Source organism: Frankia sp. BMG5.60, assembly GCF_059428125.1.
In genome coordinates this window covers 4,077,405-4,103,367 of sequence record NZ_CM182091.1, presented here as the reverse complement: position 1 = coordinate 4,103,367, position 25,963 = coordinate 4,077,405, and the positions used below count along the sequence as shown (strand labels likewise).

The window sequence follows — 25,963 nt, the reverse complement described above, 5'->3', positions numbered from 1 at the left end:
GGCCCACGGACACGGGGTGGTGGCCATGCAGACGGCCGATGTGGCGATCGTGGGGGCGGGGCTCGCTGGGCTTTCGGCCGCCACGCTGCTCGCCGACCAGGGTCTCGGCGTGGTGGTCTGGGAGGCGGCCGACGACGTCGGCGGGCGCGTCCGCACCGATGAGGTCGATGGGTTCCACCTGGATCGCGGCTTTCAGGTGCTATTGCCGTCCTACCCCGAGGTCCGGCGCCAGATCGACCTGCCGGCGCTGCGCCCGCGGCCGTTCCTGCGCGGGCTGGTGCTGCGCGACGGCGTGCGGTCGGTGGTGCTCGGCGATCCGACCGGCGACGCGGACGCGCTCGCGGGCCTGATCCCGGGCCGGGCACTGCGGGCCGCGGACCTGGCCCGGCTGGCGGCCCTCACGGCGCGCGACCGCCTGCGGCCGCCGTCGACGCTGGTCGCCGGACCCGAGCGCAGCACCCGCGAGGATCTGCGGGCCCGCGGTCTGTCCGTCCACGCGATCGACGGGGTGCTCGCGCCGCTGCTGCGCGGCATCTTCCTGGAGGAGGACCTTGCGACCTCGGCTCGGTTCTTCCACCTCGTCTGGCGCAGCTTCGCCAGCCAGGCGCCGGTGCTGCCGGCCGAGGGCATGGCGGCGCTGCCCCGCCAGCTCGCGGCCCGGCTGCGGCCGGGCACGGTGCGGCTGAACTGCCCCGCCGACATCGTCACCCGCGGCGGCGTGCGTTCCCGCGACGGGGAGTCGCTGCGGGCCCGGGCGGTGATCGTCGCCACCGACGGCTCCACCGCCGCCCGGCTGGTGCCGGGGATCGCCGAACCCGCCTGGCACGGCGTGACCACCTACTATTTCCGGGCGGACGAACCGCCGCTGCGCCGCGGCGCGCTCGTCGTCGAGGGGGCCGTCGACGCCCGGCGGCCGGCGCGCCCGTCCCGGACCGGACCGGTGATCAACACGGTGGTTCTCAGCGAGGTGGCGCCCTCGTACGCGCCGCCGGGGTCCGCGCTGATCGCCGCCTCGGTGCTGGGCGTGCCCGAGGACGCCCCGGCCGCCGCGGCGCCGCCCGGTCCGCTCGACCTCACCGACCCGTTGCGCGCGACGGGTCCGCTCAGCCTGACCGGCCCGAACGCGGCGGCCGCGGCACCGTCCGGCAGCGAACGGGCCGTGCGCGCCCACCTCGGTGCCCTCTACGGCGCCGACACCGCCGGTTGGACGCTGCTGGCCACCTACCCGGTGGCGCGGGCGCTGCCCGACATGACCAGCCCCCGGGTGCTGCGCCGGCCGGTGCGCACACCGTCCGGCGTCTACGTGTGCGGCGACCACCGGGACACCAGCTCGATCCAGGGCGCCCTGTATTCCGGCCGGCGCGCCGCCGAGGCCGTCCTGGCCGATCTCGGCGTCGCCCACCCCGGCCCCTCCGCGGCCAGCACCAGCAGATGGACCGAGGTCAGTGACGCCGACGCGAGCATCTACGCCGCCGCCCGGAACCGATGACGGCCGGCCCTCGGCCACTCCCCATCACCAAGGCGGCGGTCTAGCTGGACCTTTGGTGCAGTTTGGGTCGAGTTCTACCCGCGTGGGTGATGATGAAGCCCGGCATCGGCGCTACGATCTGTCCGTCTGTAGCACGATGTTCACCCCGTGGGGTGGTTCACCTGGATGAGAGCACGAATTCCCTGGCCCGCGGCCTGCTGGACGCCGCGCCGGACGCGATCGTGGGCGTCCGGGCGGACGGCCGGATCGCCCTGGTCAACGCCCAGGCCGAGCGCCTGTTCGGCTACTCCCGAGAGGAACTGCACGGCGAGCCCGTCGAGATCCTGATCCCCGAGTCCGGCCGCCGCCTCCACCCGTACCACCGCAATTCCTACCTGCACGACCCGCAGCCGCGGCCGATGGGCGCGGGGATGGAGCTCGCCGGCCGTCGCCGCGACGGCAGCGAGTTCCCGGCGGAGATCTCCCTGTCGGCCATCGAGAGCGAGGACGGCCTCCTCATCACGGCGGCGGTCCGGGACGTCACCGACCGCAAACGGACCGAGGCCAAGTTCCGCGGCCTGCTCGACTCGGCGCCGGACGCCATCGTCGCCGTCCTGTCCGACGGCCGGATCGCGCTGGTCAACACCCAGGCCGAGCGCCTGTTCGGGTACAGCCGCGACGAGCTGCACGGCCAGTTGGTGGAGATCCTCGTGCCGGAGGTCGGCCGGGGTCACCATCCGCAGCACCGCGAGCGTTACTTCCACGATCCGCGGCCGCGGCCGATGGGCGCCCAGATGCAGCTCGCCGCCCGCCGCCGCGACGGCAGCGAGTTCCCGGCGGAGATCTCGCTGTCCGCCCTGGAGACCGAGGACGGCCTGCTCGTCTCGGCGGCGATCCGGGACGTGACCGACCGGCTGGAGGCGCAGGCGGAGCGGGAACGCCTGCGCGCGCAGGCCGAGCGCAAGCGGATCGAGGCCCAGCTCCACCAGTCACAGCGGCTGGAGAGCCTCGGCCAGCTCGCCGGCGGCGTCGCGCACGACTTCAACAACCTGCTCGGCGTGATCATCAACTACACCGCCTTCGTCGGCGAGGTGGTGGCGACGGCGGCCGAACGCGACGGCGGCCAGTGGGAGGCGGCGCGCCGCGACATCGAGCAGGTCCAGCGGGCCGCCGAACGGGCCACCCAGCTCACCCACCAGCTACTCGCCTTCGGCCGCCGGGAGGTCGTCCAACCGCGGGTGCTCAACCTCAACGACGTCGTGCACGACATCGAGGAGATGCTGCGGCGCACCCTCGGGGAGCACGTCGAGCTGATCACCCTGCCGACCGCCGATCCCTGGCCGGTCTTCGCCGACGCCGGTCAGCTCGAACAGGTGCTGGTCAACCTGGCCGTGAACGCGCGCGACGCGATGCCCGGCGGCGGCAAGCTCACGATCGACACCTCGAACATCCTCGTCCACGAGGACATCGCCGGCGACCGGCCCGGCCTGAAGGCCGGCCGGCACGTCAACCTGCGCATCAGTGACAGCGGCAGCGGCATGGCCGCGGAGACGGTCAGCCGCGCCTTCGAGCCGTTCTTCACCACCAAGCGCAAGGGGGAGGGCTCCGGCCTCGGCCTGGCCACCGTGTACGGCATCATCACCCAGGCCGGCGGCCACGCGGAGATCTTCTCCGACGTGGGTCTGGGGACCACGGTGAGCATCCTGCTGCCGGCGGTGGACAGCGTCGCCGCGACTCCCGAACCGATCTCCGACGGGGTCATCCTCACCGGCGGCGAGACCATCCTCCTCGTCGAGGACGAGCGGGCGATGCGCGAGGTCACCCGGCGTCTGCTGGCCCGCAACGGCTACCAGGTCATCACCGCCGCGGACGGGCACCGCGCCGTCGAACTCGCCGTGAGCCACCCCACCGAGATCCATCTGCTGCTGACCGACGTCGTCATGCCGCAGGTCCTCGGCCGGACCGTGGCCACGCTCGTCCGCCGGCACCGGCCGGGCATCCGCGTGTTGTTCATGTCCGGGTACGCCTACCCGGTGCTGGCGCACAACGGGACCCTCGATCCGGGACTGACGCTGCTGGGTAAGCCGTTCTCCGAGCAGATGCTGCTGGCGAAGGTGCGGGACGTCCTCGACAACCCGGTCGAGAACTGAGTTGCATCACGATCCGGGCGGCGGGCCGGTTTGGGGCCTGGTGTAGCCGCTCGCCTGTTCCTTCCCAGTGTTCTTCCTTCCCACTGTTCGGTGACGGCCTGTGTTCTCGGACGGCGCTCGCCTCGCCGCCGGCCGGTCGGCCGGCACCGCCCCGCGACAGAGGTGCAGGGGAACGCGGGGAAGCTCGGCTACGTGCTGGGGCGGCCGAGGCGGAGCGCGGCGCTCCAGCCGCCGGTGGCGGGGTCGTGGCGCAGCTCGACGCCGAGCAGGTCGGCGACCGGGAGCAGCCGCTCGGCCCGCGCCGCGTCCGTGGGCGGCTCGTACCCGGCGGGCCGGACCCGCAGCCGCAGGTCGACCGCGGCCGGCGAGGAGCGCACCGCGAGCCAGGCGTGCTCGCCGGTGCCCACCGGATCGCTCGCCATCAGCAGTAACTGCGCGGCGGCCAGCACCACCGAGATCTCCGCGCGGGTGGGCGGATGGTCGTCGACCTGGAGGTCGATGTCCAGGCGGGTGACCAGCAGGCCGGCGATCCGCAGGGCGAACCCCGCCGTCAGGGACCGGCGTGCGTCGTAGCCGAGTCGGAAGGCGCCCGGCGGGAGCTGTAACGCACTCGTCGTGGACCGCAGGTGGTGCTCGATCCCGGCGACGCGGTCGGCGAGGTCGGCGAGGTCGGAGAGATCGGAGAGGTCGCCGGACAGCCGCCGCCGGACGCTGGCCAGTTCGAGCAGGACGGCGGTGAAGTCCTGCATCGGGCCGTCGTGTAGCCGCTCGGCCAGCGCCCGGTGGCCGCGCTCCTGCAGGGCGACCATCAGGTGGAGCAGGTCGAGCGCCGGAGCGGGCGGGGAGCCGTCCGGTCCCGGCGAACGGGGGACGGGGCAGGCCGGGGTCCGCGCCGGAGCGGTCTGCGTCGCGGTCGCCGGTTCGTCGCCGTCGGTCTGCGCCGTCACCCCCCGTCGACTCCGTGTTCCTGGTCGGTGCCGTGTTCCTGGTCGGTGCCGCGCGGCCGGTCCGCGCGGAGGACCTCGCGAACCGCGGCGACCAGCTCGTCGGCGGTGAACGGTTTGGTCACCACCGGGAGACCGGCCGGCACCGGATCCAACCCGGCGGCACCGGTCAGGACCAGGCAGCGCGCCGTGACGGCCGGGTCGATCCGGCGCAGCTCGTCGATGAGATCCGCGCCCGAGCGGCCACCGAGACGCAGATCGATGAGCAGCACGTCGTGGGCGGCGGCGTCGAGCAGCAACGCCTCCTCGACGGAGCCCGCGGCGCTCACCCGGAACCCCTCCGCGCACAGGATCCGGCCCAGCAGCACGCGCAGCATCTCGTTGTCGTCGACGACGAGCGCCCTCGGAGCGTCCATTTCCCCACCAGCCTCAGCCGCCGCATCCGCCCAGCACACGTCCCCTCCGCCGCAACGGTACCGGTAACCGGTCGGGCACCAGGGGCTCCCGCCGACACTCGCCGGCAGTTGGGCCGGCCGGCTGCGCAGTAGCCGCGACCGTGGACGGCGGGTGAGCCGCATCACCCCTGCACCGGCCGGTCCTTATGGGCCGCCGCCGGTCAACAGGTCGTCGAGCTCCGCCCAGGTCGGCATCGCGGGGCCGGCGCCCGGACGCTGCACGGCGATGGTGGCGGCGAGGTTCGCGTGGAACAGCGCCGTGGCCGCGGGCAGACCGCCGGCGAGGCCGGCGCCGAACGCCCCGCAGAAGCAGTCGTCGGCCCCGGCCGTGTCGACGACCGGGACGCGCCGCGCGGCGAGGGTGACGACCGTCCCGGCGATCCGCGCGCACACCCCGGCGCCGCCGAGCGTGACGACGATGTTGTCGTTCGGTCCGGCGCCGTCGGCGAGCAGGCCGCGCACCTCGACCAGGGCCCGCGGTCCGGGCAGCGAGCCGACGCCGACGGCGGCCGGGACCAGGCCCGCGAACTCGTGCTCGTTGACCATGAGCACGTCGGCCTCGGCGAGCAGGTCGGCCTCGGCGAGCAGGTCGGCGGCGGCGAGCAGGCCGGCCGCGGAGGACCGGTGCGGGGCCGCGTTCAGCAGCGTCCGGGCGCCCGCGGCGCGGGCGCGGTCGAGCGCGGCCGCATTCACCGACGCGGGGATCTCGTTCTGCAACAGCACCACGTCACCCGGGCCCAGCCGCAGCGCATCCAGGCCACTCGCCGACACGGTGGCGTTGGCGCCCGGCACGACGACGATCACACTGTCGCCGGCCTCGTCGACCGTTGTCACGGCCGTGCCGCTGGGCCCGGCGACGACCGCCAGCGGGGTGACGTCGACCGCCTCGCCGCGCAGGAACTCCCGCAGCGCCGAGCCGAAACCGTCGGAGCCGACGGCGCCCACCATGACCGTCTCGGCGCCCAGCCGGCGGGCCGCCACGGCCTGGTTGGCCCCCCTGCCGCCGGGGGACAGCGTCACGGAGTTCCCCGTCACCGTCTCGCCCGGCCCGGGGATGCGATCCACCCGGGCCGTCACGTCCATGCTGGTCGAGCCGACCACCACGACCCGTCCCACCGCGCGCCTCCCGCGACCTGGTCACCGGCGTGCCGCCTGGGTGTCGCCGACGGCCGGGCCAGCCCATCGTGGCAGAGCCGAGCCGCGGCCGGGGGCCGGACGGCCGGGTACCGTTCGGACCAGGCACCCGGCCGCTCTGTGGTCGGCCGCTCTGTGATGGCCGCTCTGTGATGGCCGCTCTGTGGTGGCCGATCAGTGGGTGGCGGGGAACATCTCCTGCTGGGCCCGGGCGGCGCGCTTCGCCGCGTACATGTCCGCGTCGGCGTGGCGGACGACGAGATCGGGATCGCGCGGTTCGGCCCCGTCGCAGACGGTGCGTGAGGATGCCAGCCCCACGGTCGCCCCGACGACGATGGCGTGGCCGGCGGAGAGGATCGGGGCCGCGACGGTCTCGCGTACCCGCTGGGCGATGTGCCGCAGGGCGTCGGCGTCGACGTCGGGCAGCACCATGACGAACTCGTCGCCGCCGAGACGGAACACCGTGCCGTCCGGCGGTTGCGCCCGTAGCACCTCGGTCAGCCGGGCCGCGATGATGCGCAGCACGTCGTCGCCCGTCTGGTGGCCGAAGGTGTCGTTCACGGGCTTGAAGCGGTCGAGGTCGACGAGCAGGATCGCGAAGGGCGACCGCTGCTCGGCGAGGTGGTCGAGCAGTTCGGTGAGTGCCACCCGGTTCGCCAGTCCCGTCAGCGGGTCGCGGGTCGCCCGTTGCCGCAGTTGTTCCTGGAGCTGGCGCCGCTCCCCGACCTCGTGGCAGGTCAGCAGCAGGCCGCCGTCCAGGTAGCCCGGCCCGGAGGCGGCCCGCCAGGCAGTGGCCTCGATGTCGAACCACCGGTACCCCCCGTCGGCCGTGCACAGCCGGACGTCCAGCAACGACGCCGGGTTACCCCGAAGCCGTTCGTCGAGGAAGCCCCGCATCCAGTCCCGGTCCTCGGGATGGACGAGCTCGAGCAGGGGCAGCCCGATCCTGGTCTGGACCGGGTAACCCAGCAGGCTCTCGATCGCGGAGCTGATGAAGGTCGGGGAACCGGCCCGGTTGAGGTTGATGATGATGTCGTGCGACTCGTGCAGCAGGGTCTGCAGCCGCGCGCCGTCGCGCCGAATCGCCTGGTCCTCCCGCAGGATCGCGCGCATCAGCCCCGCCACGGTGACGACGACGATCGCGACGAGCAGCAGGTCGCTAAGGGCATGGTTGGGCCGCGGCCCCTCCGCCGCCCCGCGGCCGTCGCGCCGCACGACGAGGTACGCCGGCACGGGACTGGCGGGGATCCTGGTGGCCACCGCGACGCGACCGCCGCCGCGGCTGTCCCGCACCGTCACGCGCCGGCTGTGCCCGGGCGTGATCGGGCGCAGCTCACCGGGGTCGACGACGGTCCGCCCGACCGTGGCGGCGTCGTTCGACATCGCCGCCCGGCCGTGCTCGTCGACGACACTGATCGTCATGCCGAGGTCCAGGGCGCCCGTGCCGGCGGCCGCCGCGGTTGTTCCCCGACCGAGGGTGCGGGCCATCTCCGCGGCCGGCGACCCGTGCAGCGTCCGGCCCAGCACCAGGAACGCGGCGCTGCGACCGGCTCGCCGGACGGGCACGATGCTGTAGATCCGGGCCCCGCCGGCCTCGTCGAGGACCGGGAGGCTCAGGCCGCCGGCGCGAGCGGACGTCCAGATCCGGCTGTGCGCCGGGAACGGCACCGCCGCCCCGGGCGGCTGGACCGCCCGGGAGTGGCCGTCGAGGTCGACGAGGGCGAGCAGGGTGCCGGGCGTCGACAGGCTCGGCCCGGCGACGGCGGCCAGTGTCCGGGCATCGGCCGCGGGGTCCGTCAGCGACCAGGGCAGTCGGGAGACCGGGTCGATGAGATGCCGGGGCTGGCTCAGGTCCGCCGCGAACCCGGCGAGACGGACGGAGAGGGCGTCGCTGTCGGCCACCCGCTGGGCCTCGGCCCGCCGCCGGTTGGCGTTCTCGATCCCCAGGGTGACCATGGTGGTGGTGAGGATCACCGCGCCCAGGACCAGCAGCGGGAACGCCCGGGAAAGGTGGGCGCGGACGCTGGTCCGCCGCTGCCGGGACAGCCGCCGCGGATGCAACCTGCCCCGCGGCCCGAGCTGGAACGGCGCCGCCGCGCCGTCGGCCATCTCCCCGGGCTCGATTCCGGGGCGGGGTCCGGCCGACTCGGCCGGGCCCGGGGCCGCAGCGGGCGCCGGCCCCGCCGTCGCGGGATCGACGTCGTCCGCGGTGCCGTCGAGGAGCTCGACCAGGAGCGGCTCGGAGATCGCGAATTCCGCGGCGTCCGCCCCGACCACTCCGGGCTCTCCGCCGACCTCGCGCTCTCCGCCGACCTCGCGTTCTGGGCCGATCTCGGGCTCTGGGCCGATCTCGCGTTCTGGGCCGATCTCGCGTTCTGGGCCGATCTCGCGTTCTGGGCCGATCTCGCGTTCTGGGCCGATCTCGGGCTCTGCGACCGAGCCGGGCGGGCTCGGCATCGCCACCGCGTATCGCCCGGGGCCGGCCTGCTTCGCCCGGTACATCGCCTGGTCGGCAGCCCGCAGCAGCCGCTCGGGTCGGCACGGACCGGAACCCGCCAGGGCCAGCCCCACGCTCGCGCCGACCCGCACCTCGTCCCCGTCGACGAGGATCGGCTGGCCCACCGCCCGGATGATCCGGGCGGCGACCACCCGGGCGGCGGGCTCGTCGGTGCCGCGCAGCAGTATGCCGAACTCGTCGCCGCCGAAGCGCCCACCGGCGTCCGACGCGCCGAGCTCGGACCGGATCCGCGCGCCCACCGTCTGCAGCACCTGGTCGCCGGCGGCGTGCCCGAAGGTGTCGTTGACCTGCTTGAACCGGTCGAGGTCGACGAACAGGACCGCGATCGACTCGGCCGGGCACGGGGACGCCGCAGAGGTGGCAGAGGCTGTGGTGGCGAAGGTGGCGGTGGCGGCGGCGGTGGTGGCGGTGGCGAGCTCCTCCTCGAAGGTCGACCGGTTGAGCAGCCCGGTCAGCACGTCGTGGCCCGCCTGGTAGCCGAGCTGGTCGAGCAGCCGCTTGCGTCTGCCGACGGCGTGGCAGGTGATGAGGACCTCGGGGGCGCCGGCCCGCTGCGGCAGCCGGCGCGCGGCGACGTCGAACCAGCGGTCGGTGCCGGCGGCCCGCGTGAGCCGGACGTCGAGCAGTGATCCCGCGGTCGGATTCTCGACCAGGCGCAGCAACCGCGCGGCATCGTCGGGATGGGCCAGCTCGGTCACCAGCCGTCCCAGCCAGGGTTCGTCCGGGTGGCCGAGCAGGGGGACGATGGCCGGGCTGACGAAGGTGAGCCGGCCGGCCGGGTCGGTGACGAGGACGATGTCGTGCGCCGCCGCGAACAACGCCCGCAGCCCCGTCCGGCTCCGCTGGGCGGCGGCCTCGCGCAGCAGCCCGAGAAAGACGATGCACAGCACGCCGGTCAGCGCGACTGCCAGCAGCGTCAGGTTGCGCCGGTCGCCCTTGGCCCGCAGGTCGGCGTAGAGCGACTCGGTGGGCTGTTGGAAGTAGGTGAGATACCCGGTCGCCGGCTGCTGTGCGGTGATGTGGGTGATCGTCCCGCCGGGGCCGGATGTGCGCCAGATCCGCGGGCCGCCGCCGGGGGCAGGGGAGGGGCGCAGCTCCGCGGCCGACAGGATCCGCCGGCCGGGCAGCGCCGGGTCGGTGGAGGCGATCGGGACGCCGTTCTGGTCGATCGTCGAGACACTGCCGCTGCCGGCTCCGAGCGTGGTCGCGATGCCGCTCGAGAGCCGAAGGTTGATCTCCTGGGTGGAGACGGCCACCAGGACGGCCCATGGCCGCGGCGACCCGACCGGCACCACGGTGGCGCGGACCGGGGCGCCCGCGAGCGTGAAGACGGGGGAGACGGCGCCCCTGCCGGCCCACGCCGACGACAGGGCCGGGCCGAGGTCGCGGGGAGCCACCGCGCTGCCCCACGGGTACGCGGCGGTGACGGTGCCGGCCCGGTCGAGCAGGGCCAGCAGCCGGGTGACGTCGCCAGACGGCGAGAGCTGCAGGCCGGGGAGGAGACCCGCGTTGGTGGCGCGGTCGTTGGTGGCGCGGTCGTCCGGCCGAAAGGGGACGCGCGCGACCGCGGCCGACAGCCCCGCGGGGGCGTCGGCGTCGGACTCCCACTGCGCGAGGCGTTCGACGAGCCCTGCCCGGGCCGCCAGCCGCGACGCCTCCTCCCGGTGCAGCAGGTCGGCGCCCACGTGGAGGGCCAGGGTTCCGAGCACCAGGATGGCCAGCAGGATGGCCAGCGGCGAGAGGAATCGCCGCCGGTGAGCCGGCTTGCGGCGGGCCGGCCTGCGGTGGGGCCCGATCGCGGCCATGACGCGGCCGAGTGATCGTCGCCCGCCGATCCGGCCACCTCTGATCATCTTTCGCGCCCCGCCCGACAACGCTGCCCGGACTCGACGGATCTCACCGTGAGTAAACGTATTCTGATTTCCGGGCGGCGAATCCTCCCGGTTGTGGGTGAGCATACGAGTATCCGCGCCGCGAGTTTCATCGGCCGCCGCGCATCCGGTATCGGCCGCGCCCGCGCGTGTGCGGCGCGCAGCAATGGGATGCGTGTCCGCGCACGCCGGTCCGTTGGTTCGGATTCTCTGCCGGCAGAATGGCGGATACCGAGAGTCGTCGCACCGATACCTGTCGTCGATCCCGGCGGGAGTCGCTCCTGGTAGCGTCAACCTTGGGTGTTTGATCGTGACGTAAAGTATTGCCCTGGCGGCGAATTGTTGTCGTGATGCTGCCACCGCTCGCGATCGTGCTGGCGGGGCCACTGTTACTTTCGGTGTTCCTCGGGACTCTCCGTAGCACCCGGGAGGTCTAGCCCGTTCGAGCATCGCACAGCATGATCAAAGGATCACGGCGTGCTCTGAGCCTCCGTCGGGGATCCGTTCGGGCCCGGCGACCTCGTTCCGCGACGGACCCGTGCCGGCGGGCGGGTGCCCTGGTCCGCGCGCACCGTGCGGGCGACGCCGGAGTGGACCGCCCGGCTGGCCGCGTCCGTTCCCGGCGGTTCGATCCATCGCGGTCCGGTCGTCCTGCAAATGCGCGATCTGCCCCCCGAAGATGGGTCGCGAATTGTCCGGAAGGCGGTTATAACCCGCCGGGAGGACGGTTTCCCTGGTAGCCGTCGGTCGCCGGCAACCAATATGTTGTTCTCGTTTACGGGATCGGGTAGACCCGCCGCCAGAGGGCGCGCCGGCCGCCGGGTCTCCCGTCGCCGGTCTGCCGCCGCCGATGGCGCCCCGCAGCGGAGCGCGAGATGAGGAGTGGCGATGAGCTCGTCGATCGAGGCGCAGCGGCCCACCGTGGCCCCGCGGTCGTCTCCCGGCCGGACGCATGAGGTGACGAACCAGCCGCCGCCGCTGGTCGGCCACGACGCGTCCGCGGATCCGGCGCTGCTGGCGGCACTGGTCCGGGAGGACGCCGGCTGGCACGCGGACGCCCTGCGCCGCCTGGGCCGGCTGGCGGGCACCGAACAGGCCCGGCGCTGGGCGGAGGAGGCCGACCGGTTTCCGCCCGAGCTGCGCACGCACGACCGCTACGGCAACCGCGTCGACGAGGTCGACTTCCACCCGTCCTGGCACGCGTTGCTCGAGGTGGCAGTGCGGGAGGGGCTGACCGGGGCGCCGTGGACGGACCCGCGCCCGGGCGCGCACGTCGCGCGGGCGGCGAACATCCTCGTCTGGGGCACCGTCGAGCAGGGCCACCTGTGCCCCGTGTCGATGACCTACGCCGTGGTCCCGGCGCTGCGGGCCGCGCCCGATCTCGCGGCCAGCTACGAGCCGTTGCTCGCCAGCCGGATCTACGACCCGGGGCTGCGCCCGCCGGAGGGCAAGGCGGGGCTGCTCGCGGGCATGGGCATGACCGAGAAGCAGGGCGGTTCCGACGTCCGGGCGAACACGACGACGGCGACGCCGGCCGCCGATGGCACCTACCGGCTACGGGGCCACAAGTGGTTCACCAGCGCGCCGATGAACGACGTCTTTCTGGTCCTGGCGCAGGCACCCGGCGGATTGTCCTGTTTCTGGGTGCCGCGGGTGCTTCCCGATGGCAGCCGTAACACGTTTCGCATTCAACGGCTGAAGGACAAGCTCGGCAACCGCAGCAATGCCAGCAGCGAACCGGAGTTCGACGACACCGTGGCCTGGCTGGTCGGTGCGGAGGGGCGTGGGGTCCGCGTCATCATCGAAATGGTGGCCATGACCCGGCTCGACGCCAGCCTCGGGTCCGCGGCCGGGATGCGGGCCGCGGTCACGGCGGCCGCGCATCACGTGCGCCACCGGCGGGCCTTCGGGACCCGATTGATCGACGCCCCGCTGATGCGCAATGTGCTGGCCGATCTGGCCCTGGAATCCGAGGCGGCGACCACCTTGGTGTTGCGGGTCGCGGGAGCCGTCGACCGGGCGGCTCGCGGCGACCGCGATGAGCAGGCGTTCAAACGCCTCGCGACGGCCGTGGCGAAGTACTGGGTGTGCAAACGGGCGCCGGGCGTGGCCGCGGAGGCCCTCGAATGCCTCGGCGGAAACGGTTACGTGGAGGAGTCGGGCATGCCCCGGCTCTACCGGGAGGCGCCCCTCAACGGGATCTGGGAGGGCTCCGGCAACGTCAATGCGCTCGACGTGCTCCGGGCGCTCGACCGGGAACCGGACGGCCTCGACGCGCTGTCCGTGCAGATCGAGGCGGCCCGCGGCGCGGACGCCCGGCTCGATCGGGCCTGGGACCGGCTGCGCGCGGAATTGCCGAGCGCGGCGGCCGATCCCTTCGCCGCGCGCCGTGTGGTCGAGCGGTTGGCACTCGTTATGCAGGGTTCTCTGCTTGTCCGGCATGCGCCGCCCGCCGTTGCGGATGCGTTCTGCGCGAGCCGGGTGGCCGGTGACGGGGGTCTCGCTTTCGGTACGTTGCCGTCGGGGGTTGATGTCGCAGGTATCCTCGACCGGATTGCTTCGGTGGATACCACTACCGATTCGGTTGGTGATATCCGTCACGGGCAGGATGATGACAGAATCTCTTTGTAATTCCCTTGCGACAAATAGCGATGGATCGCCCCTAGCCTGGTAGGCGACTGCGCCCGGGGGGTTTCCATGATGTACTTCTGCCTGGCGGTTGCCGGGCTGATACTGATTGCAGGAGTTCTCGGTCTGCTCCGCGGACGGGCCGAGTGGGCATGGATCCCCGATCGCCGTCGGGCCGGGATTGTCACCGGCGCCGGATCGGTGGCTCTCGTTGCGTTCGGGCTGCTCGCGACGCACGGCGTCGGGACCGGCGACGGCGGCGATCGCGATCCAGCCTCGAACAGCGTCTTCCTGGTCCCGCCCCGGCCCGGCTCGTCCTCGGCCACGCCCGGCCGCGGCGGCCAGCCGGGCGCCCCGGTGCAGCAGGACGCGACGAATGGTGACAAGGCGTATGCCGAGCCCACCGATGACGTGACGAACGGTCGCGCGCCGGGCGGCTCGAACTACCCGCGGGCCACTTCGTCCAGCCGGGCGCGGACCGGAACCCCGGGTCTGGTGGCGGGTGTGCCCCGCGCGCCCGCCGGGCCCCAGCGCGCGGGCGGCGCGAGCACGCCGCAGCGAGGGACCACCCGCCAGCCCCCGAAGACGGATCGGCCGCCGGCCGCCTCTCCCGCACGCCCAGGGGGCGCGGTCGTCCGGACCACATCGCCGCCGCGCGGCGGCGGGGCGGGGACCGCACCCTCGACGCCCACCGGGCCCAAGGGCGGCCAGACCCCGACCGGCAACGGCAACACCGCCGGGTCCGGCGGTTCCGGATCCGGCGGTTCCGGAAGCGGTGGTTCCGGTGGTTCGGGTGGCTCTGGATCCGGCGGTGGTACGGGTGGTTCTGGATCCGGTGGTTCGGGTGGTTCGGGTGGGTCCGGCGGGTCCGGCGGCGCGGGCGAGTCCGAGGGCCCCGACAAACCCGTGCCGGGTAGACCTACGCCGAGAAGGCCCGTAACGAGCAGACCTGCGCCGAACAAACCTGCGCCGAGTAAGCCCGTGAGCAAGCCCGCACCGAGCAAACCTGCATCGAGCAAACCTGCATCGAGCAAACCTGCACCGAGTAAACCTGCATCGAGCAAACCTGCACCGAGTAAGCCCGCACCGGGTAAGCCTGCACCGAGTAAGCCCGCGACGGGGAGACCTGCAGCAGGACGGCCCCCGACGGCAAAGCCTGCGACGGGCAGTTCCGAGGCGGGCAAGCCCGTAGCGGGGTCTTCCGGCGGGACGAGTCGCCCCACCGCCAGCTCGTCCATACCTCGCGCCTCGGCGCGCCCCCAGCCGATCCCGCCGACCAGAAACGGTTCCCCGCCCGGCCGGTTCGATGACGAGACCGACGATCCGTCCACCACGAGGTCCTCGGGCGGAACCTCGCGTCGCGACGGCAACCGCCCCACCTACACCGCCCGCCCGACGCCCCCGCCTGCGCCGACCGGCGCGGGTGAGGTCGACGGGGACAGCGGATCTGGCGGCGCGGGCGGGTCCGGCGGCGCGGGCAGGTCCGGCCGCGCGGGTGGGTCTGGTGGCGTCGGCGGTGGATCCGATGACGGCACCGGAGGCTCCTTCGGCGGGGGAACCGGCACGGCCGCCGGCGCGTCCGCCGATTCCGAAAGTGTGGGCTTGATCGTGCGGCGTTAGAGCGCACAGCTGGTCGTGATCAAGAGGTTCGTTCGCGACCCCTGATCCGGCTGGCTCGGGCGCCCAGTAGGACACGCCACTCGCTTTCACGCTCGCAGCTGACCGCCAGCGACTCGCCAGTCTCGGCAGGGGTCCGCCCGCCGTCCGGCTGCTGCGGATCGCGCCGCGTCGCGTCCACGGGCCGTCGGCCGGTGCGCCGGCACACCGACACGACGTTCACGGTATCGGATCTACTACTCTGGGTGAGTTAGGGTTCGGGCTCCCGTGGAGACGATGCGACCTGGGGGCCTGATGCCGGTGTTTGCCATGGCCATGGCGCTGTTCGCCGTCGCGGTGATGCTCGTGGGCATCGCCGGCACCCTACGCGGGCGGGTGGGTTGGGCCCGCATCTTCGGCCGGCGCCGCGGGTTGACCGTCGCGGCCGGCGGCTTCACGGTCGCCGTGACCGCCTTCGGCTTCTCCGCCCCCGCCGGTTCGGGCGGGGACGACGCCCGGCTCCGGACGACCAGCGCCGCCGACACCCGGCTCGGGCTCGGCGACCAGCCGCAGCGCGACAACCCGCCCTGGCAGCCGGGCGGTGCGCCGGTCTCCCCCCTGCCGACGCTGCCACCGTTCCCCGCGTCGATCTACGGTTCCCCCGACACCGCAGGCGGTGCCGCCGCCGCGGACGGCCTCGGACGGGCGGCGCCGACGTATCCCGCCTCGTCCCGTGATGGTGCGCCCGACGGGAACGGCCTGGCCGCCGGCGATCCCGCCCGCGTCGGCCGGGGCGGGGACGCCGACCAGGACGAGGACGGGGAGCGCTTCGCCGCGGACCCGGCCGGGGGGGACCTCGACGGGTGGGACGACCGGTCTGGTCGCGGACGCTCCGGGTCCGGCCGGGGCGGGTGGTCGGCCGGTGACGACCCGGACGGCAATACCTACCGGGACAACACCCACGCCGGCGCCGCCGCCGGCCCCGGGGCCGCCGGCCACCGCGGGGCCGGCGGATATCCCGGGGCCGGTGGGTACTCCGGAACAGGCGAGTATTCGGGGGCCGGTGGGTCTCCGGGAACAGGCGGGTACGTGGGAGCCGGCGGGTATTCGGGCGCCGCAGCCTATCCGGCCGATGGCGGCGCCCCCGCCGGCGCCGCGGCGCGGGGAGCCGCGCCGCGCGCCGGGTCTCGGGGGTCGGCCACGACCGGGGGAGCGTCGGCGGCGGGCGCGGGCACCGCATCGAGCGATTCGGCCGGCGTCACCCCGCGCACGCGGGGGCAGGGCCGGCCCACCGCGGGTCCCGGGTCGACGTCCGCCGCGAGGTCCGGCTCAGGCCCCGACAGCCCTGGTGCCTCCGACAGTCGTGGTGTTCCCGACAGTCGTGGTGTTCCCGATGGGCGGGGCGCCGCGGGCTCTCGCGGGGGCTCCGCCGGGAACGGTGCCGGGGCGCGGCCTGCGGGCCCGGCGGCGCCGGGCGCCGGTCGGGCGTCCGCGCAGCCCGGCGTGGTGATCGGGCCACTGCCGCAGGTCCGGGTGGACCCCGAGATCGCGGGAGTCGGTTAGGGCTGCTCCGCGGACGTTTCCGCGCCGATGGTCGTGGTCGGCGCCGACGCCGCGAGGTGCTGATCGACGGCCCGGCCGGGACCGGTGGTCAGGCGGACGGCGCCGCCACCGCGCGTCGGGCCGCGACGAGGGCGCTCACCGCCGGGAGGTTCACCGAGCCCCAGGCGTCGAGCTGCGTGGGGAGCTCGGCGAGTGCCGAGTCGAGGACGAACAGCCCGGTGGTCGGGCAGGCCGCGCCGATCTCGACGAGCACGGGGCGCAGGTGCACCTCCACCGCCAGGGCATGCTGCGGCGCGGCGGCCACCTGGACCGGGATGGCCGGCAGGCCGGCGAGCTCACCGCCGCCGATCTGGTCGAGGAGCAGCTTGAGCAGCCCGGTGTAGGTCGCCTTGTAGGTGGGCGTGGCGATGACGAGGACGTCGGCCGCCCGGATGGTGGCCAGTGCCGCCCCGACGGTCGGGTCGCCCCAGCCGAGCAGGCCGGCACCCAGCTCGCCGACCTCGATGACCTCCGCCGACGTCTCGAAGCCGCTCGCGGCCAGCGAGGTGGCGACGCGGCCGGCCACCGCCTCGGCGACCTGCCTGGTCCGGGAGGCCGCCTTCGGGTTCCCCACGACGCTGACGATCCGGCACGGTTCCATCGGGCTGCCTCCCTGTCCGGTCGCGGGCCTGCCCGCGAGTCGCTGGAACCGACGGTGCAAGCGCCCGGTGTCGGCCGGCCGCAGTCTATCCGCGATCCGTCGGTACACGGCAACAGTCGGGCCTGCATCAACCCGGACGGTTACCCGATGATGGCCGTTTTGTTGCGCCACCCGCGGCGCCCTCGGGCCACCGGCGGACCGGCCGGATCAAGCCGCGCGGTGGACATGCCGATCCGGCCCGGGCATCGGTGCCGGAGCCGGATGTGGCGGGGTGCGGAGATGCCGGGTTTGGTGCTGGTGGAACGGGGGAAGGCCGCGTCCGGCTCTCTCGAATGCCGCGCCGGCGGTCAGCGGGTGTGGAGCGCGAAAGTGTAGAAGATGGCGAGCGGCCACAGCAGTGTCGCGACGAGGGCGGTGAAGAAACTGCTCAGCGCGTGGCCGTCCCAGTCCGTGAAGTTCCAGTAGTCCTGGCTCGCGGTGATGACCACTCCAATGATGAGATAGAGAAGCGTACCGAGGCTGATGCTGCTGGTTCGGGTCCCAACCCGGGTGGCCATGACTGCTCCTTCAGCGGGGGTGATACCTGACTGTCGCAGGATTACCCGCTATCAGCCCACCTACACCCACCTGTCCGGTTAGGCTTTATGCCGGAATATCCCTTCGGGGGCCGGGCCGGCCGGCGCCCGTCCGGGCGGACCGGCGAGGCGGGGCAGCGCATCGAGCGCGCCCCGGTGGCGGACCGTCCAGGCCGCTGCGGCGAGGCCCGCCTCGACGGCGGCCTCGACGAGGCCGGGTGGCCGGCCGCCCGACGCGGGCGCGCGGGGCTGGGCTGCGTCGGCGTCGCTGCCCGCGGCCTCGCTGCCCGAGGTATCGGCGTCCGTGTCCGCGGCGTCCGTGTCCGCGGCGTCGGTGTCCGCGGCGTCGCCGGCGAACAGGACGTGGGTGAGCGCGGCGGTGAACGCGTCCGAGGCGGCGGTGGTGTCGACGACGGTCGTCGGATGGGCCGGGCGAGCCCATCCCCGGGCGCCGTCCCACACGGCGACCCCGTGTTCCGCCCGGGTGACGCACACCAGCGGCGTCCCGAACCGGCGGCCGAACGCGGCCGCCAGCTCCGCCCCGGGGCCGGCGGCCGCCGGATCGCCCGCCGCCGCCAGCAGCAGCCTGGCCTCCTGCTCGTTCGGGGTGGCGGCACTCACGCGGTCCCAGGGCAGGTCGACGAGAGCCGCCGCGGCGGACTGCTCGGGCGGCGCGGGATGGACGACCAGCGCCGCGCCGGCGGCCAGGGCATGGTCGACGGCCGCCCGCACGGTGGCGGGTGGCGGGTCGAAGGTCACGATGACCGCGCGGGCGGAGCGGAACGCCTCCCGGGCGGGTGCGAGGTCGGCGGGGGTGAGCTCGACCGCCTCCGCCCAGCGGCAGAGGAACGCGGTGCGACCGTCCGGGTGGGCGAGCACCACGCAGACCGGTGTCGCCGCGGTGGGACGGACCGCCATCGTGGCCGGGTCGACCCCCTCGGCCCGCAGCGCCGCAAGCAGCTCACGGCCGGTCGTGTCCCCGCCGACGACGCCGACGGCGCGGACCGGCACGCCGCGGCGAGCGAGCGCCACCGCCTGGTTCAGGCCCTTGCCGCCCGGCCGGGTCCGCACGGCGTCGACCCGAAGATCGTCTCCCCAGGCCGGCAGCGTGTCCGTGGTGACGATGCAGTCGAGGCAGAACCCGCCGACGACCACCACGCCCGTCCTGCTCACCGGGCTCACGTTAGCCGGCCGGCCCCGGCTACGGCGTGCAGATACCGTGCAGTCGGTGCAGAAGTCTCCGGAATAGAGGATACTCAGATCGCGGAGGAGTCCGGCGCCCCACGCTGGGGTGTAACCCGGGTGTGGCCTGATACGGCCTTCTCTGTGGCCCTCTCCTGTCCCGGTCGGACCTCTTTGTGAGTATGTGCAGGACCGCTCGGAACTATCGTCGCGCCCCGACCTGCACGTCATTGTCGGCCACCCGATAATGTACCGCCGTGCCTATTCCCTATCCCGTCGCCGCGCGGGCGACCCCGCCACCGTTGCCGATCGTCCCGAATATTGCACCATCAAAATCCGTGCACCTCGGTCCGTCGAACGTCATGCCTCATTCCGATATATTCCCGTTCCTGGCCGTTCTGGTCGTCGTCCTGGCCGGCCTGCTCGTCGCCCGTGGACTGCGAACCGGTTTCGCCCGGCGGCGGGCTGGTCGGCCCGTCGGCGGTCAGACCGGTGACCATTCCTCTGCCTGCGCGACCAGTCCGGACCAGTCCGCTCCCTGGCCTCTGGCCCGCTTCGCAAGCGAGAGAATTCCGTTCGACAACCAACTGCTCGGCCGGACCGCCGAGGCGGCCAGCGCCCTCGTCGCCAGAATCTCCGCCTCGTCCAGATCGCGCGACCGCATCGCCGCCGACGCCTGGTAGAGCCGCACGGCGGCGAGCGCGCCGGACGCCCGGGAGCGGCCGAACAGATCGGCGGCCTCACCCAGCCGCTGTTGGCCCTCGTCCAAAGCGCCCGCGGCGACGAGCGCCGCACCCCCGAATGTCGGCAGATAGCCCGGATGAATGCCGTCGAGGCTGTATCCCAACGAGCCCTGGGGCAGCTTCGCGGCGATGGAGTCCGCCGAGCGCAGCACGGCCACGATGCCGTCCGTCGGCATGTGCCGGGCGGCCATGATGTGCGCCTCGGTGGTGATCGCGAGGATCGCGGTGTGCGCGTGCGGCGCCGCGGCCCGGGCGGTCCGGGCGAGCCGCAGGCCGTCGGAGGTGCTGTCGAAGGCGTAGGCCGCCAGTTCGGCCAGCACGACTCCGGCGTGGGCGGCGGTGGTGGTGTCCCCGACGTGTTTCGCGAGGACCAGCGCCGCCCGCGCCGCGATCGTCGCCCGGCTCGGCTGCCCGCTGTCACCCTGGGCCACCGAGGTCATCAGGAGGATCCGGCCGTGCGCCCGCAGCCAGTCCTGGCGCAGGGCCGAGCCCAGCCGCCAGCGCCCGATGGTGCGGGCGTGGTGCTCGAGGGTGCCGAGCCGTTCGACGAGCTCCGCGGGCGGGGTGGTCTCCCAGCGGCGGGCGAGGGTCTCCAGCGTGGACTCGACCCGCTCCAGGGCCCCCCGGCTGTCCGCCGCCGAGGAGCTCATGTCGGCCGCACCGACCCCGAGGAGTGCACCGACGACGAGCGCGCTCGAGGTGACGAGCGTCCGGCGGTCCGTCGAGGCGTCCATGCGGCACTCCTGACGGTCGCGACCTGGCGGGCCCGGCACGTGTACGGCATACCTGCACGTGCTGCCATGATGTTCTCCGCCCGAGGATCTCAACTCAGTAAGCCAACGATAACCGCTTAAGGTTCGCTATGTCGGCCCGGCGCTCACTTCGGGACTTTCGTCGGCCGTTTTCCCCCACCCTGGTGCTGTTGTGCACCGACTTTGCCGCCGCAGGCCAGCGGCGGAGCTAAGCGGAACGGGCCGAAAGCCCGTCCAGGGCCCGCCGCAGATCGGCCGCGAGATCGTCGGCCGATTCGATGCCGACCGAGAGCCGCACGAGCTCCGCCGGCACGGCGAGCGGCGAGTCCACGACCGACGCATGGGTCATACTGGCCGGATGCTCGATCAGGGATTCCACCCCGCCGAGTGACTCGGCGAGAGTGAACAACCGGGTCCGCCCGCACAGCTCGACCGCGGCCCGCGGGCCTTCCCGCAGCGTGAACGAGACCATCCCGCCGAAGTCGCGCATCTGTTTGGCGGCGATGCCGTGCCCGGCATGACCGGGCAAGCCCGGGTAGTACACCGTGGCGACGGCCGGATGCGCCGCCAGCAGGTTGGCGATCAGGCGGGCGTTGGCGCAGTGCCGGTCCATCCGCACGGGAAGCGTCTTGATGCCGCGCAATACGAGCCAGCAGTCGAACGGTCCGGGGACGGCGCCGGCCGCGTTCTGGAGGAAACGCAGCCGCGTGCCGAGCTCCGGATCGCTCACCACGATGGCGCCGCCCACGACGTCGCTGTGGCCACCGAGGTACTTCGTGGTGGAGTGCACCACGGCGTCGGCGCCGAGGGTCAGCGGCTGCTGCAGGTAGGGCGAGGCGAACGTGTTGTCCACGGCGAGCAGGGCGCCCGCGTCGTGGGCGAGCGACGCGAGCGCGGCGATGTCGGCGATCGTCAGCAGCGGGTTCGTCGGCGTCTCGCACCACACCAGCCGGGTCACGCCCGGGCGGACCGCGGCCCGGGTCGCCTCCAGATCGGTGAGGTCGACGCTGCTGTGCTCGACGCCCCACTCGCCGAGGACGCGGGCGATCAGCCGGTAGGTCCCGCCGTAGGCGTCGGCCGGGATGATCACATGGTCGCCGGGACGGCACACCGCCCGCAGCAGCGTGTCGGTCGCCGCCATGCCCGCGGAGAAGGCGAGGCCCACGCGGCCGCCTTCCAGCGCGGCGAGGCAGGTCTCCAGAGCCGCGCGGGTCGGGTTTCCGGAGCGGGCGTACTCGTAGCCGCCGCGCAGGCCGCCCACCCCGTCCTGGGCGAACGTCGAGGACAGGTGGATCGGGGGGGCCACCGCGCCGGTGCCCGGATCGGGCTCCTGACCGGCGTGGATCGCGATCGTCTCGAACCCGTCGGCGAACTCGTCGGCATGCATGACGTCACGCTACGGTGCCACGGCCAGGAAACTCAGTAGGTCGGCGCGAGTGAGGATGCCGACCGGGCTGCCCTCGTCGTGCACCAGGACCGCCGGATCGTCGCCGAGGACCGCGACGATCCGGGACACCGGCTCGCCGACGCCCACCATCGGCAGCGGCGGGGACAGGTGATCGCTCACAGGGGAGTCGACGGCGGACCGGTCGGCGAAGACCGCGGCGAGCAGGTGACGTTCGATCACCGAGCCCGCCACCTCGGCCGCGCGCAGCGGCGGCTCGTGGCGGACCACCGGCATCTGCGAGACGTTGTACTCCCGCAGGTAGGAGATGGCCGCGCCGACCGTCTCGTCCGGATGGACGTGCACCAGGTCGGGCGGGCCGCCGGCCTGCTCGCTCTTGTGGCTCTGCTCGCTTTTGTACCGCAGGGCGTCGGCGACGGTCGGGCCGCTCGATGGCGGCTCCAGGAAGCCGTACTCGTACATCCACTCGTCGTTGAAGATCTTTGACAGGTAGCCGCGGCCCGAGTCGGGCAGCAGCACCACCACGACGTCGTCGGGCCCGAGACCGCCGGCGACGCGCAGCGCCGCCACCACGGCCAGCCCGCAGGACCCACCGACCAGCAGCCCGCACCGCCGGGCGAGATCCCGGGTCATCAGGAACGAGTCGCGGTCGCTGACCGCCTCCACCCGGTCGACGACCGTCTTGTCGTAGGTCGTCGGCCAGATGTCCTCGCCGACCCCTTCGACGAGATAGGGCCGCCCGCTGCCGCCGGAGTAGACCGATCCCTCCGGATCGGCGCCGATGATCTTTACGGCGCCGCCGGACACCTCCTTGAGGTAGCGCCCCACCCCGCTGATCGTGCCCCCCGTGCCGATCCCGGCGACGAAGTGCGTGACGCGGCCGTCGGTCGCCCGCCAGATCTCCGGCCCGGTGGTGGCCTGGTGCGCTGCCGGGTTGTGCGGGTTGGAGTACTGGTCCGGGCTCCACCCACCCGGGGTCTCCCGGACCAGCCGGCGGGCCACCTCGTAGTAGGAGCGGGGATCGTCGGGGGACACCGCCGTCGGGCAGACGACGACCTCCGCGCCATACGCGCGCAGGACCGCCCGCTTCTCCTCGCTGATTTTGTCCGGCATCGTGAACACGCAGCGGTAACCCCGCCGCGCCGCCACCAGCGCCAGGCCGACCCCGGTGTTGCCGCTGGTCGGTTCGATGATGGTGCCGCCCGGCCGCAACCGGCCGGCCTCCTCGGCGGCGGCGACCATCGTCAGCGCCACCCGGTCCTTCACCGAGCCGCCCGGATTCAGGTACTCGAGCTTTCCCAGCACCAGCGCCGGGGTCTCGGCGATTCCCGGCGTCAACCGGACCAGGGGCGTGTCACCGACGAGGTCGACGACGTGGTCGTACACCTGCATACCGGGCATCCACCTATCGCTGCGGTCGGGAACGCGGGCCGGTCGTGCGTTGCCCGGGCCGTGCGTTGCCCGAGCCGGTCGGGTGTTGCCCGAGCCGGTCGGGTGTTGCCCGAGCCGGTCGGATGTTGCCCGGGCCGGTCGGGCGAAGCCCGGGCCCTGCCGTGCCCGGGCCACTACCGTCGACGGTAGCGAGTCGGGCCCGCCGCCGCCCGCCGCCCACCGGATCCGCCGGGGACTGACGGTGAACTCGTCCCAAGTGGGGTAAAGGTCGGCACCCCGTGGGTAAAGTTCCGCGGGCGATATCCGCCCGCGTTGCGGCCGACGCCCGCGGGCCTCGGCGACGACCGGTCCCGATTCCGGGAGAGAGTGCGGGTGGGCGAATGCGTGTCCTGCTCAACGTCATCTGGCTGGTGCTCTGTGGTATCTGGCTGGCCATCGGTTATGCCCTGGCGGCGCTGATCTGCTTCATCCTCGTCATCACGATTCCGTTCGGCATCGCGTCGCTGCGGATGGCCAACTACGCGTTGTGGCCGTTCGGCCGGCGGGTCGTCGACCGTCCGGACGCCGGTGGGGCGTCCCTGGTGGGCAACATTCTGTGGATCGTTTTCGCCGGCTGGTGGCTGGCCCTCGGGCATCTCACCACCGGGATCGCGCTGTGCCTGACCGTCATCGGTATTCCGCTCGGCCTGGCGAACTTCAAGCTGATCCCGGTGTCGCTGATGCCGCTGGGCAAGGAGATCGTGGACGTGGACAGCCCGGTCCCCGTCTGAGCGGCGGCTCGGCCGGCCGCCCCGCTCTCAGCGGCCCAGCGCCGCCTGCAGGTCGCGGACGTGCTCCTGGGTCTGTTCGAGCAGGGGGCGCAGTGCCTCGGCGACGTCGGCCAGCCCCAGCTCGTTGGCCTGGCCGAACCGCTCGCGGTAGCGGTCGAGCTGCTCGGACTCCAACCGGAGATCGTCCTGCAGCGCCTCCTGGGCCCCGCTCGACGGGTGGACCTGGGACACGTCGACGGTCGGCGTCCCGCCGAGGAAGGAGATCTGCTCGGCCAGGATCTGGGCGTGGCTGAGCTCCTGCGGCAGGTGCCGCTTGATCTCGTCGGCGACGTTCAGGTACTCGGCGCCCGTGATGACCGCGCCGTGCTGGATGTACTGGACAATCGACTGGTACTCGGAGCTGAGGTCGTCGTTGAGCAGCTTGACGAAGGTCTCCCGATCCATGCCTTGTGGCCTCCCCTGTCTCAGTGCTCCGCCGGACGGTGCGTCCGGGCGGTCTGAGCGGGATGCCCGTTCCCGGGCCACTCATGCCTCCACGGCACCTCGGCGGCCGGCCCGGGACCCCGATGGTCCGAGGGCCGGGCGGGTCGGTGCCGGTGCCGGTGCCGGTGCCGGCCCATCGTCACCGGCCGCGCCCGCGCCGCTTGCGTTCCGGCCCGGCGAGGATGTCGGGTTCGGCGCCGGACGCCTTGGCGGCCCGGCGCCCGCGGGCGTTGTCCGCGGCGGCGTTGGCGCGCGTGGCCTCCTGGGCTCGTCGCTGGAGCGCCTCGATCACGGGGGTGGGGCCGGTCGGGGCCGAGTGCAGGGCATTCGCCGCCGGGTAGGGCAGCGGGCCCGGCGCGCTCCAGCCGGCGGGGCTCGGCTGCTCGGCGAGGAGGTCGCTGAACGCGACGATCGGCCGGTCCCGGCGGTGGTGATGACCCCCGCGGTGGCCCTGCCGCCGCTGGATCGGCGCCGTGGCCGGGTCCCCGGACTCGGCCGGCGGCCCCGGCGTCCGCTCGGACTCCTCGGCCGGCTCGCGGGTCTGGAACCAGCCGAAGTGCGCGTTCTTCCCGCGGAGCACCGCGTTCTCGGATCGGACGATTACCAGGAGCGCGGTGGCGAAGGCGGCTCGCATGCGGGCCTCGACGAGCTGCCGTTCGAGATCGGCGACGTAAGCCGGATCGACGGCCCCGTCCGGCACCCGGTCGGTGTCCGAGTCGCCCGGCGGCCCGAACGCCTGAAGATGCAGCGGCCGGCACCGCTCGAGCTGCGCCACCCGCTGCGACTGGTCCTCCGGATACAGCAGCTCCACGTAGTTCTCGATGACGTTCCAGTCGATCTGCTTCTCGCCCCGGAACTGACGGCTGAGATCGCGTGCCCGCGCGCGCCGGATCTTGATGTCCTCGCTGTCGGACCAGACTTTCCGCACCACCATCTCGTAACTCACCCGGTAAGGGTGGTTGAGTTCATGAAGATGGTGCAGCAGCGTGAGCTGACTGCTGTTCTCGAGTTCGGGTCTTGGTCCTCGAGGGCGAGCACCGGAAAGAGTCATCGACAGTCCATCCGATTGTAGTGACGGTGCGCCTGCGAGCAAACTGGCGTCGGCCTCCATCCCCATACGACGTCACTACGGGTCATCGGCGTCCGGTCCCCCCGGGGGGCGGCGCCCCCGGCATCGGTCGACGCGCAGCTCACCCTGACACTATCGGTTCCTTTCCACCACGGACCGGTGGTTGCGCACCTACGACTACGCGCGCCCACGCTCCGGTGTCAACTGTCCTGGTCCGGTGCTCCCGAGCCGGAATAACATGGCTCGTTGAGCCGCTTCGCCGAGGTCTGTTGCATCGACAACTCTGTCGGCGGAGTCGGGGGGCATGGGACGAAGTCACGTATCGGCGGCCGGCGTCGGACCCGGTGCGCTACCGTTGGGCGTGCCTGCCGTGGGCATGCGGAGGATCGGCCCCGGCAGCGATCGCCATCGCTCTTCCGGGGCGGTTGGGTGGACCCGGGGTATCGCCGGCCGTCAAAGCGGCCCCGGGAAACACCTCCCGCCCAAGAATTCGGGCCCGGAATGAAATCCGCCCGGCGGCCGGCGGTAATTCGGTGGGCGCTGGTCGCGGCCGGGCGTGGCGCGCGGGGCCGGCGGTCGTCCGGCCGGCCGCGGCCGCGGATCGCGAGGCGGTCGCGCTCGATCG

The 25,963-nt window shown here is 73.4% G+C and carries 19 protein-coding genes; 6 read left to right on the top strand and 13 right to left on the bottom strand.

Annotated elements, in window-relative coordinates:
- The first annotated feature begins 25 nt into the window (after positions 1 to 25).
- Positions 26 to 1,489, top strand: coding sequence for an NAD(P)/FAD-dependent oxidoreductase (locus AC5R91_RS16685; protein WP_495392283.1), 1,464 nt, complete (start codon positions 26 to 28; stop codon positions 1,487 to 1,489).
- An 86-nt stretch (positions 1,490 to 1,575) separates the two neighbouring features.
- Positions 1,576 to 3,618 carry a hybrid sensor histidine kinase/response regulator gene (locus AC5R91_RS16680; RefSeq protein ID WP_495397986.1) on the top strand — a complete coding sequence of 681 codons (2,043 nt, stop codon included), beginning with the start codon at positions 1,576 to 1,578 and terminating at the stop codon, positions 3,616 to 3,618.
- A gap of 188 nt (positions 3,619 to 3,806) precedes the next feature.
- Here AC5R91_RS16680 and AC5R91_RS16675 read toward each other — a convergent pair whose 3' ends face one another.
- The 4 genes from AC5R91_RS16675 to AC5R91_RS16660 all read right to left on the bottom strand — a co-directional run bounded on the left by AC5R91_RS16675 (position 3,807) and on the right by AC5R91_RS16660 (position 10,522).
- Entirely contained in the window at positions 3,807 to 4,565 is a 759-nt protein-coding gene (locus AC5R91_RS16675) for a histidine kinase (RefSeq protein WP_495392282.1), read from the bottom strand.
- Positions 4,562 to 4,978: a response regulator gene (locus AC5R91_RS16670; protein WP_495392281.1), complete on the bottom strand. Its 417-nt coding sequence runs from the start codon at positions 4,976 to 4,978 to the stop codon at positions 4,562 to 4,564. The genes AC5R91_RS16675 and AC5R91_RS16670 overlap by 4 nt, the downstream gene beginning before the upstream one ends.
- 183 nt (positions 4,979 to 5,161) lie before the next feature.
- Positions 5,162 to 6,133 carry a ribokinase gene (locus AC5R91_RS16665; protein WP_495392280.1) on the bottom strand — a complete coding sequence of 324 codons (972 nt, stop codon included), beginning with the start codon at positions 6,131 to 6,133 and terminating at the stop codon, positions 5,162 to 5,164.
- 192 nt (positions 6,134 to 6,325) lie between these two features.
- Positions 6,326 to 10,522 (bottom strand): diguanylate cyclase domain-containing protein, encoded by a 4,197-nt coding sequence (locus AC5R91_RS16660; RefSeq protein WP_495392279.1) that lies wholly within the window; start codon positions 10,520 to 10,522, stop codon positions 6,326 to 6,328.
- Positions 10,523 to 11,428: 906 nt separating this feature from the next.
- Between AC5R91_RS16660 and AC5R91_RS16655 the strand changes: the two genes are divergently transcribed.
- The 3 genes from AC5R91_RS16655 (at position 11,429) to AC5R91_RS16645 (ending at position 16,327) form a co-directional block, all read left to right on the top strand.
- The gene (locus AC5R91_RS16655) at positions 11,429 to 13,171 is read left to right on the top strand and encodes an isovaleryl-CoA dehydrogenase (protein WP_495392278.1); all 1,743 of its coding nucleotides are present in this window, start codon (positions 11,429 to 11,431) and stop codon (positions 13,169 to 13,171) included.
- A gap of 1,003 nt (positions 13,172 to 14,174) precedes the next feature.
- Complete coding sequence (locus tag AC5R91_RS16650) at positions 14,175 to 14,360, top strand: pentapeptide repeat-containing protein (protein ID WP_495397985.1); 186 nt, start codon at positions 14,175 to 14,177, stop codon at positions 14,358 to 14,360.
- Between the two features lie 719 nt (positions 14,361 to 15,079).
- A complete protein-coding gene (locus AC5R91_RS16645) occupies positions 15,080 to 16,327 on the top strand; it encodes a hypothetical protein (protein WP_495392277.1) in 1,248 nt (415 codons plus the stop codon).
- A gap of 88 nt (positions 16,328 to 16,415) precedes the next feature.
- On the opposite strand, the gene AC5R91_RS16640 is transcribed toward AC5R91_RS16645, so the two are convergent.
- The 7 genes from AC5R91_RS16640 to AC5R91_RS16610 all read right to left on the bottom strand — a co-directional run bounded on the left by AC5R91_RS16640 (position 16,416) and on the right by AC5R91_RS16610 (position 23,016).
- Positions 16,416 to 16,967 carry an NADPH-dependent FMN reductase gene (locus tag AC5R91_RS16640; protein ID WP_495392276.1) on the bottom strand — a complete coding sequence of 184 codons (552 nt, stop codon included), beginning with the start codon at positions 16,965 to 16,967 and terminating at the stop codon, positions 16,416 to 16,418.
- 347 nt (positions 16,968 to 17,314) lie between these two features.
- Positions 17,315 to 17,524 carry a hypothetical protein gene (locus AC5R91_RS16635; RefSeq protein ID WP_495392275.1) on the bottom strand — a complete coding sequence of 70 codons (210 nt, stop codon included), beginning with the start codon at positions 17,522 to 17,524 and terminating at the stop codon, positions 17,315 to 17,317.
- Positions 17,525 to 17,602: 78 nt separating this feature from the next.
- A complete protein-coding gene (locus tag AC5R91_RS16630; protein ID WP_495392274.1) occupies positions 17,603 to 18,715 on the bottom strand; it encodes a carbohydrate kinase family protein in 1,113 nt (370 codons plus the stop codon).
- 338 nt (positions 18,716 to 19,053) lie between these two features.
- On the bottom strand, positions 19,054 to 19,224 hold the full coding sequence (locus tag AC5R91_RS16625; RefSeq protein WP_495392273.1) for a hypothetical protein: 171 nt from the start codon (positions 19,222 to 19,224) through the stop codon (positions 19,054 to 19,056).
- Positions 19,209 to 20,201, bottom strand: coding sequence for a hypothetical protein (locus AC5R91_RS16620; protein WP_495392272.1), 993 nt, complete (start codon positions 20,199 to 20,201; stop codon positions 19,209 to 19,211). Before AC5R91_RS16620 ends, AC5R91_RS16625 begins: the two co-directional genes overlap by 16 nt.
- Before the next feature lie 226 nt (positions 20,202 to 20,427).
- A complete protein-coding gene (locus AC5R91_RS16615; RefSeq protein ID WP_495392271.1) occupies positions 20,428 to 21,606 on the bottom strand; it encodes a cystathionine gamma-synthase in 1,179 nt (392 codons plus the stop codon).
- A 9-nt stretch (positions 21,607 to 21,615) separates the two neighbouring features.
- Entirely contained in the window at positions 21,616 to 23,016 is a 1,401-nt protein-coding gene (locus AC5R91_RS16610) for a cystathionine beta-synthase (RefSeq protein ID WP_495397984.1), read from the bottom strand.
- Positions 23,017 to 23,396: 380 nt separating this feature from the next.
- Here AC5R91_RS16610 and AC5R91_RS16605 point away from each other — a divergent pair, with 380 nt between their 5' ends.
- Complete coding sequence (locus tag AC5R91_RS16605; protein ID WP_495392270.1) at positions 23,397 to 23,786, top strand: YccF domain-containing protein; 390 nt, start codon at positions 23,397 to 23,399, stop codon at positions 23,784 to 23,786.
- Positions 23,787 to 23,813: 27 nt separating this feature from the next.
- On the opposite strand, the gene AC5R91_RS16600 is transcribed toward AC5R91_RS16605, so the two are convergent.
- Both AC5R91_RS16600 and AC5R91_RS16595 read right to left on the bottom strand, forming a co-directional pair.
- Positions 23,814 to 24,230 carry a ferritin-like domain-containing protein gene (locus tag AC5R91_RS16600; protein ID WP_495392269.1) on the bottom strand — a complete coding sequence of 139 codons (417 nt, stop codon included), beginning with the start codon at positions 24,228 to 24,230 and terminating at the stop codon, positions 23,814 to 23,816.
- A gap of 178 nt (positions 24,231 to 24,408) precedes the next feature.
- Positions 24,409 to 25,320, bottom strand: a complete 912-nt coding sequence (locus AC5R91_RS16595) for a hypothetical protein (protein WP_495392268.1) — start codon at positions 25,318 to 25,320, stop codon at positions 24,409 to 24,411.
- Between the last annotated feature and the right edge of the window lie 643 nt (positions 25,321 to 25,963).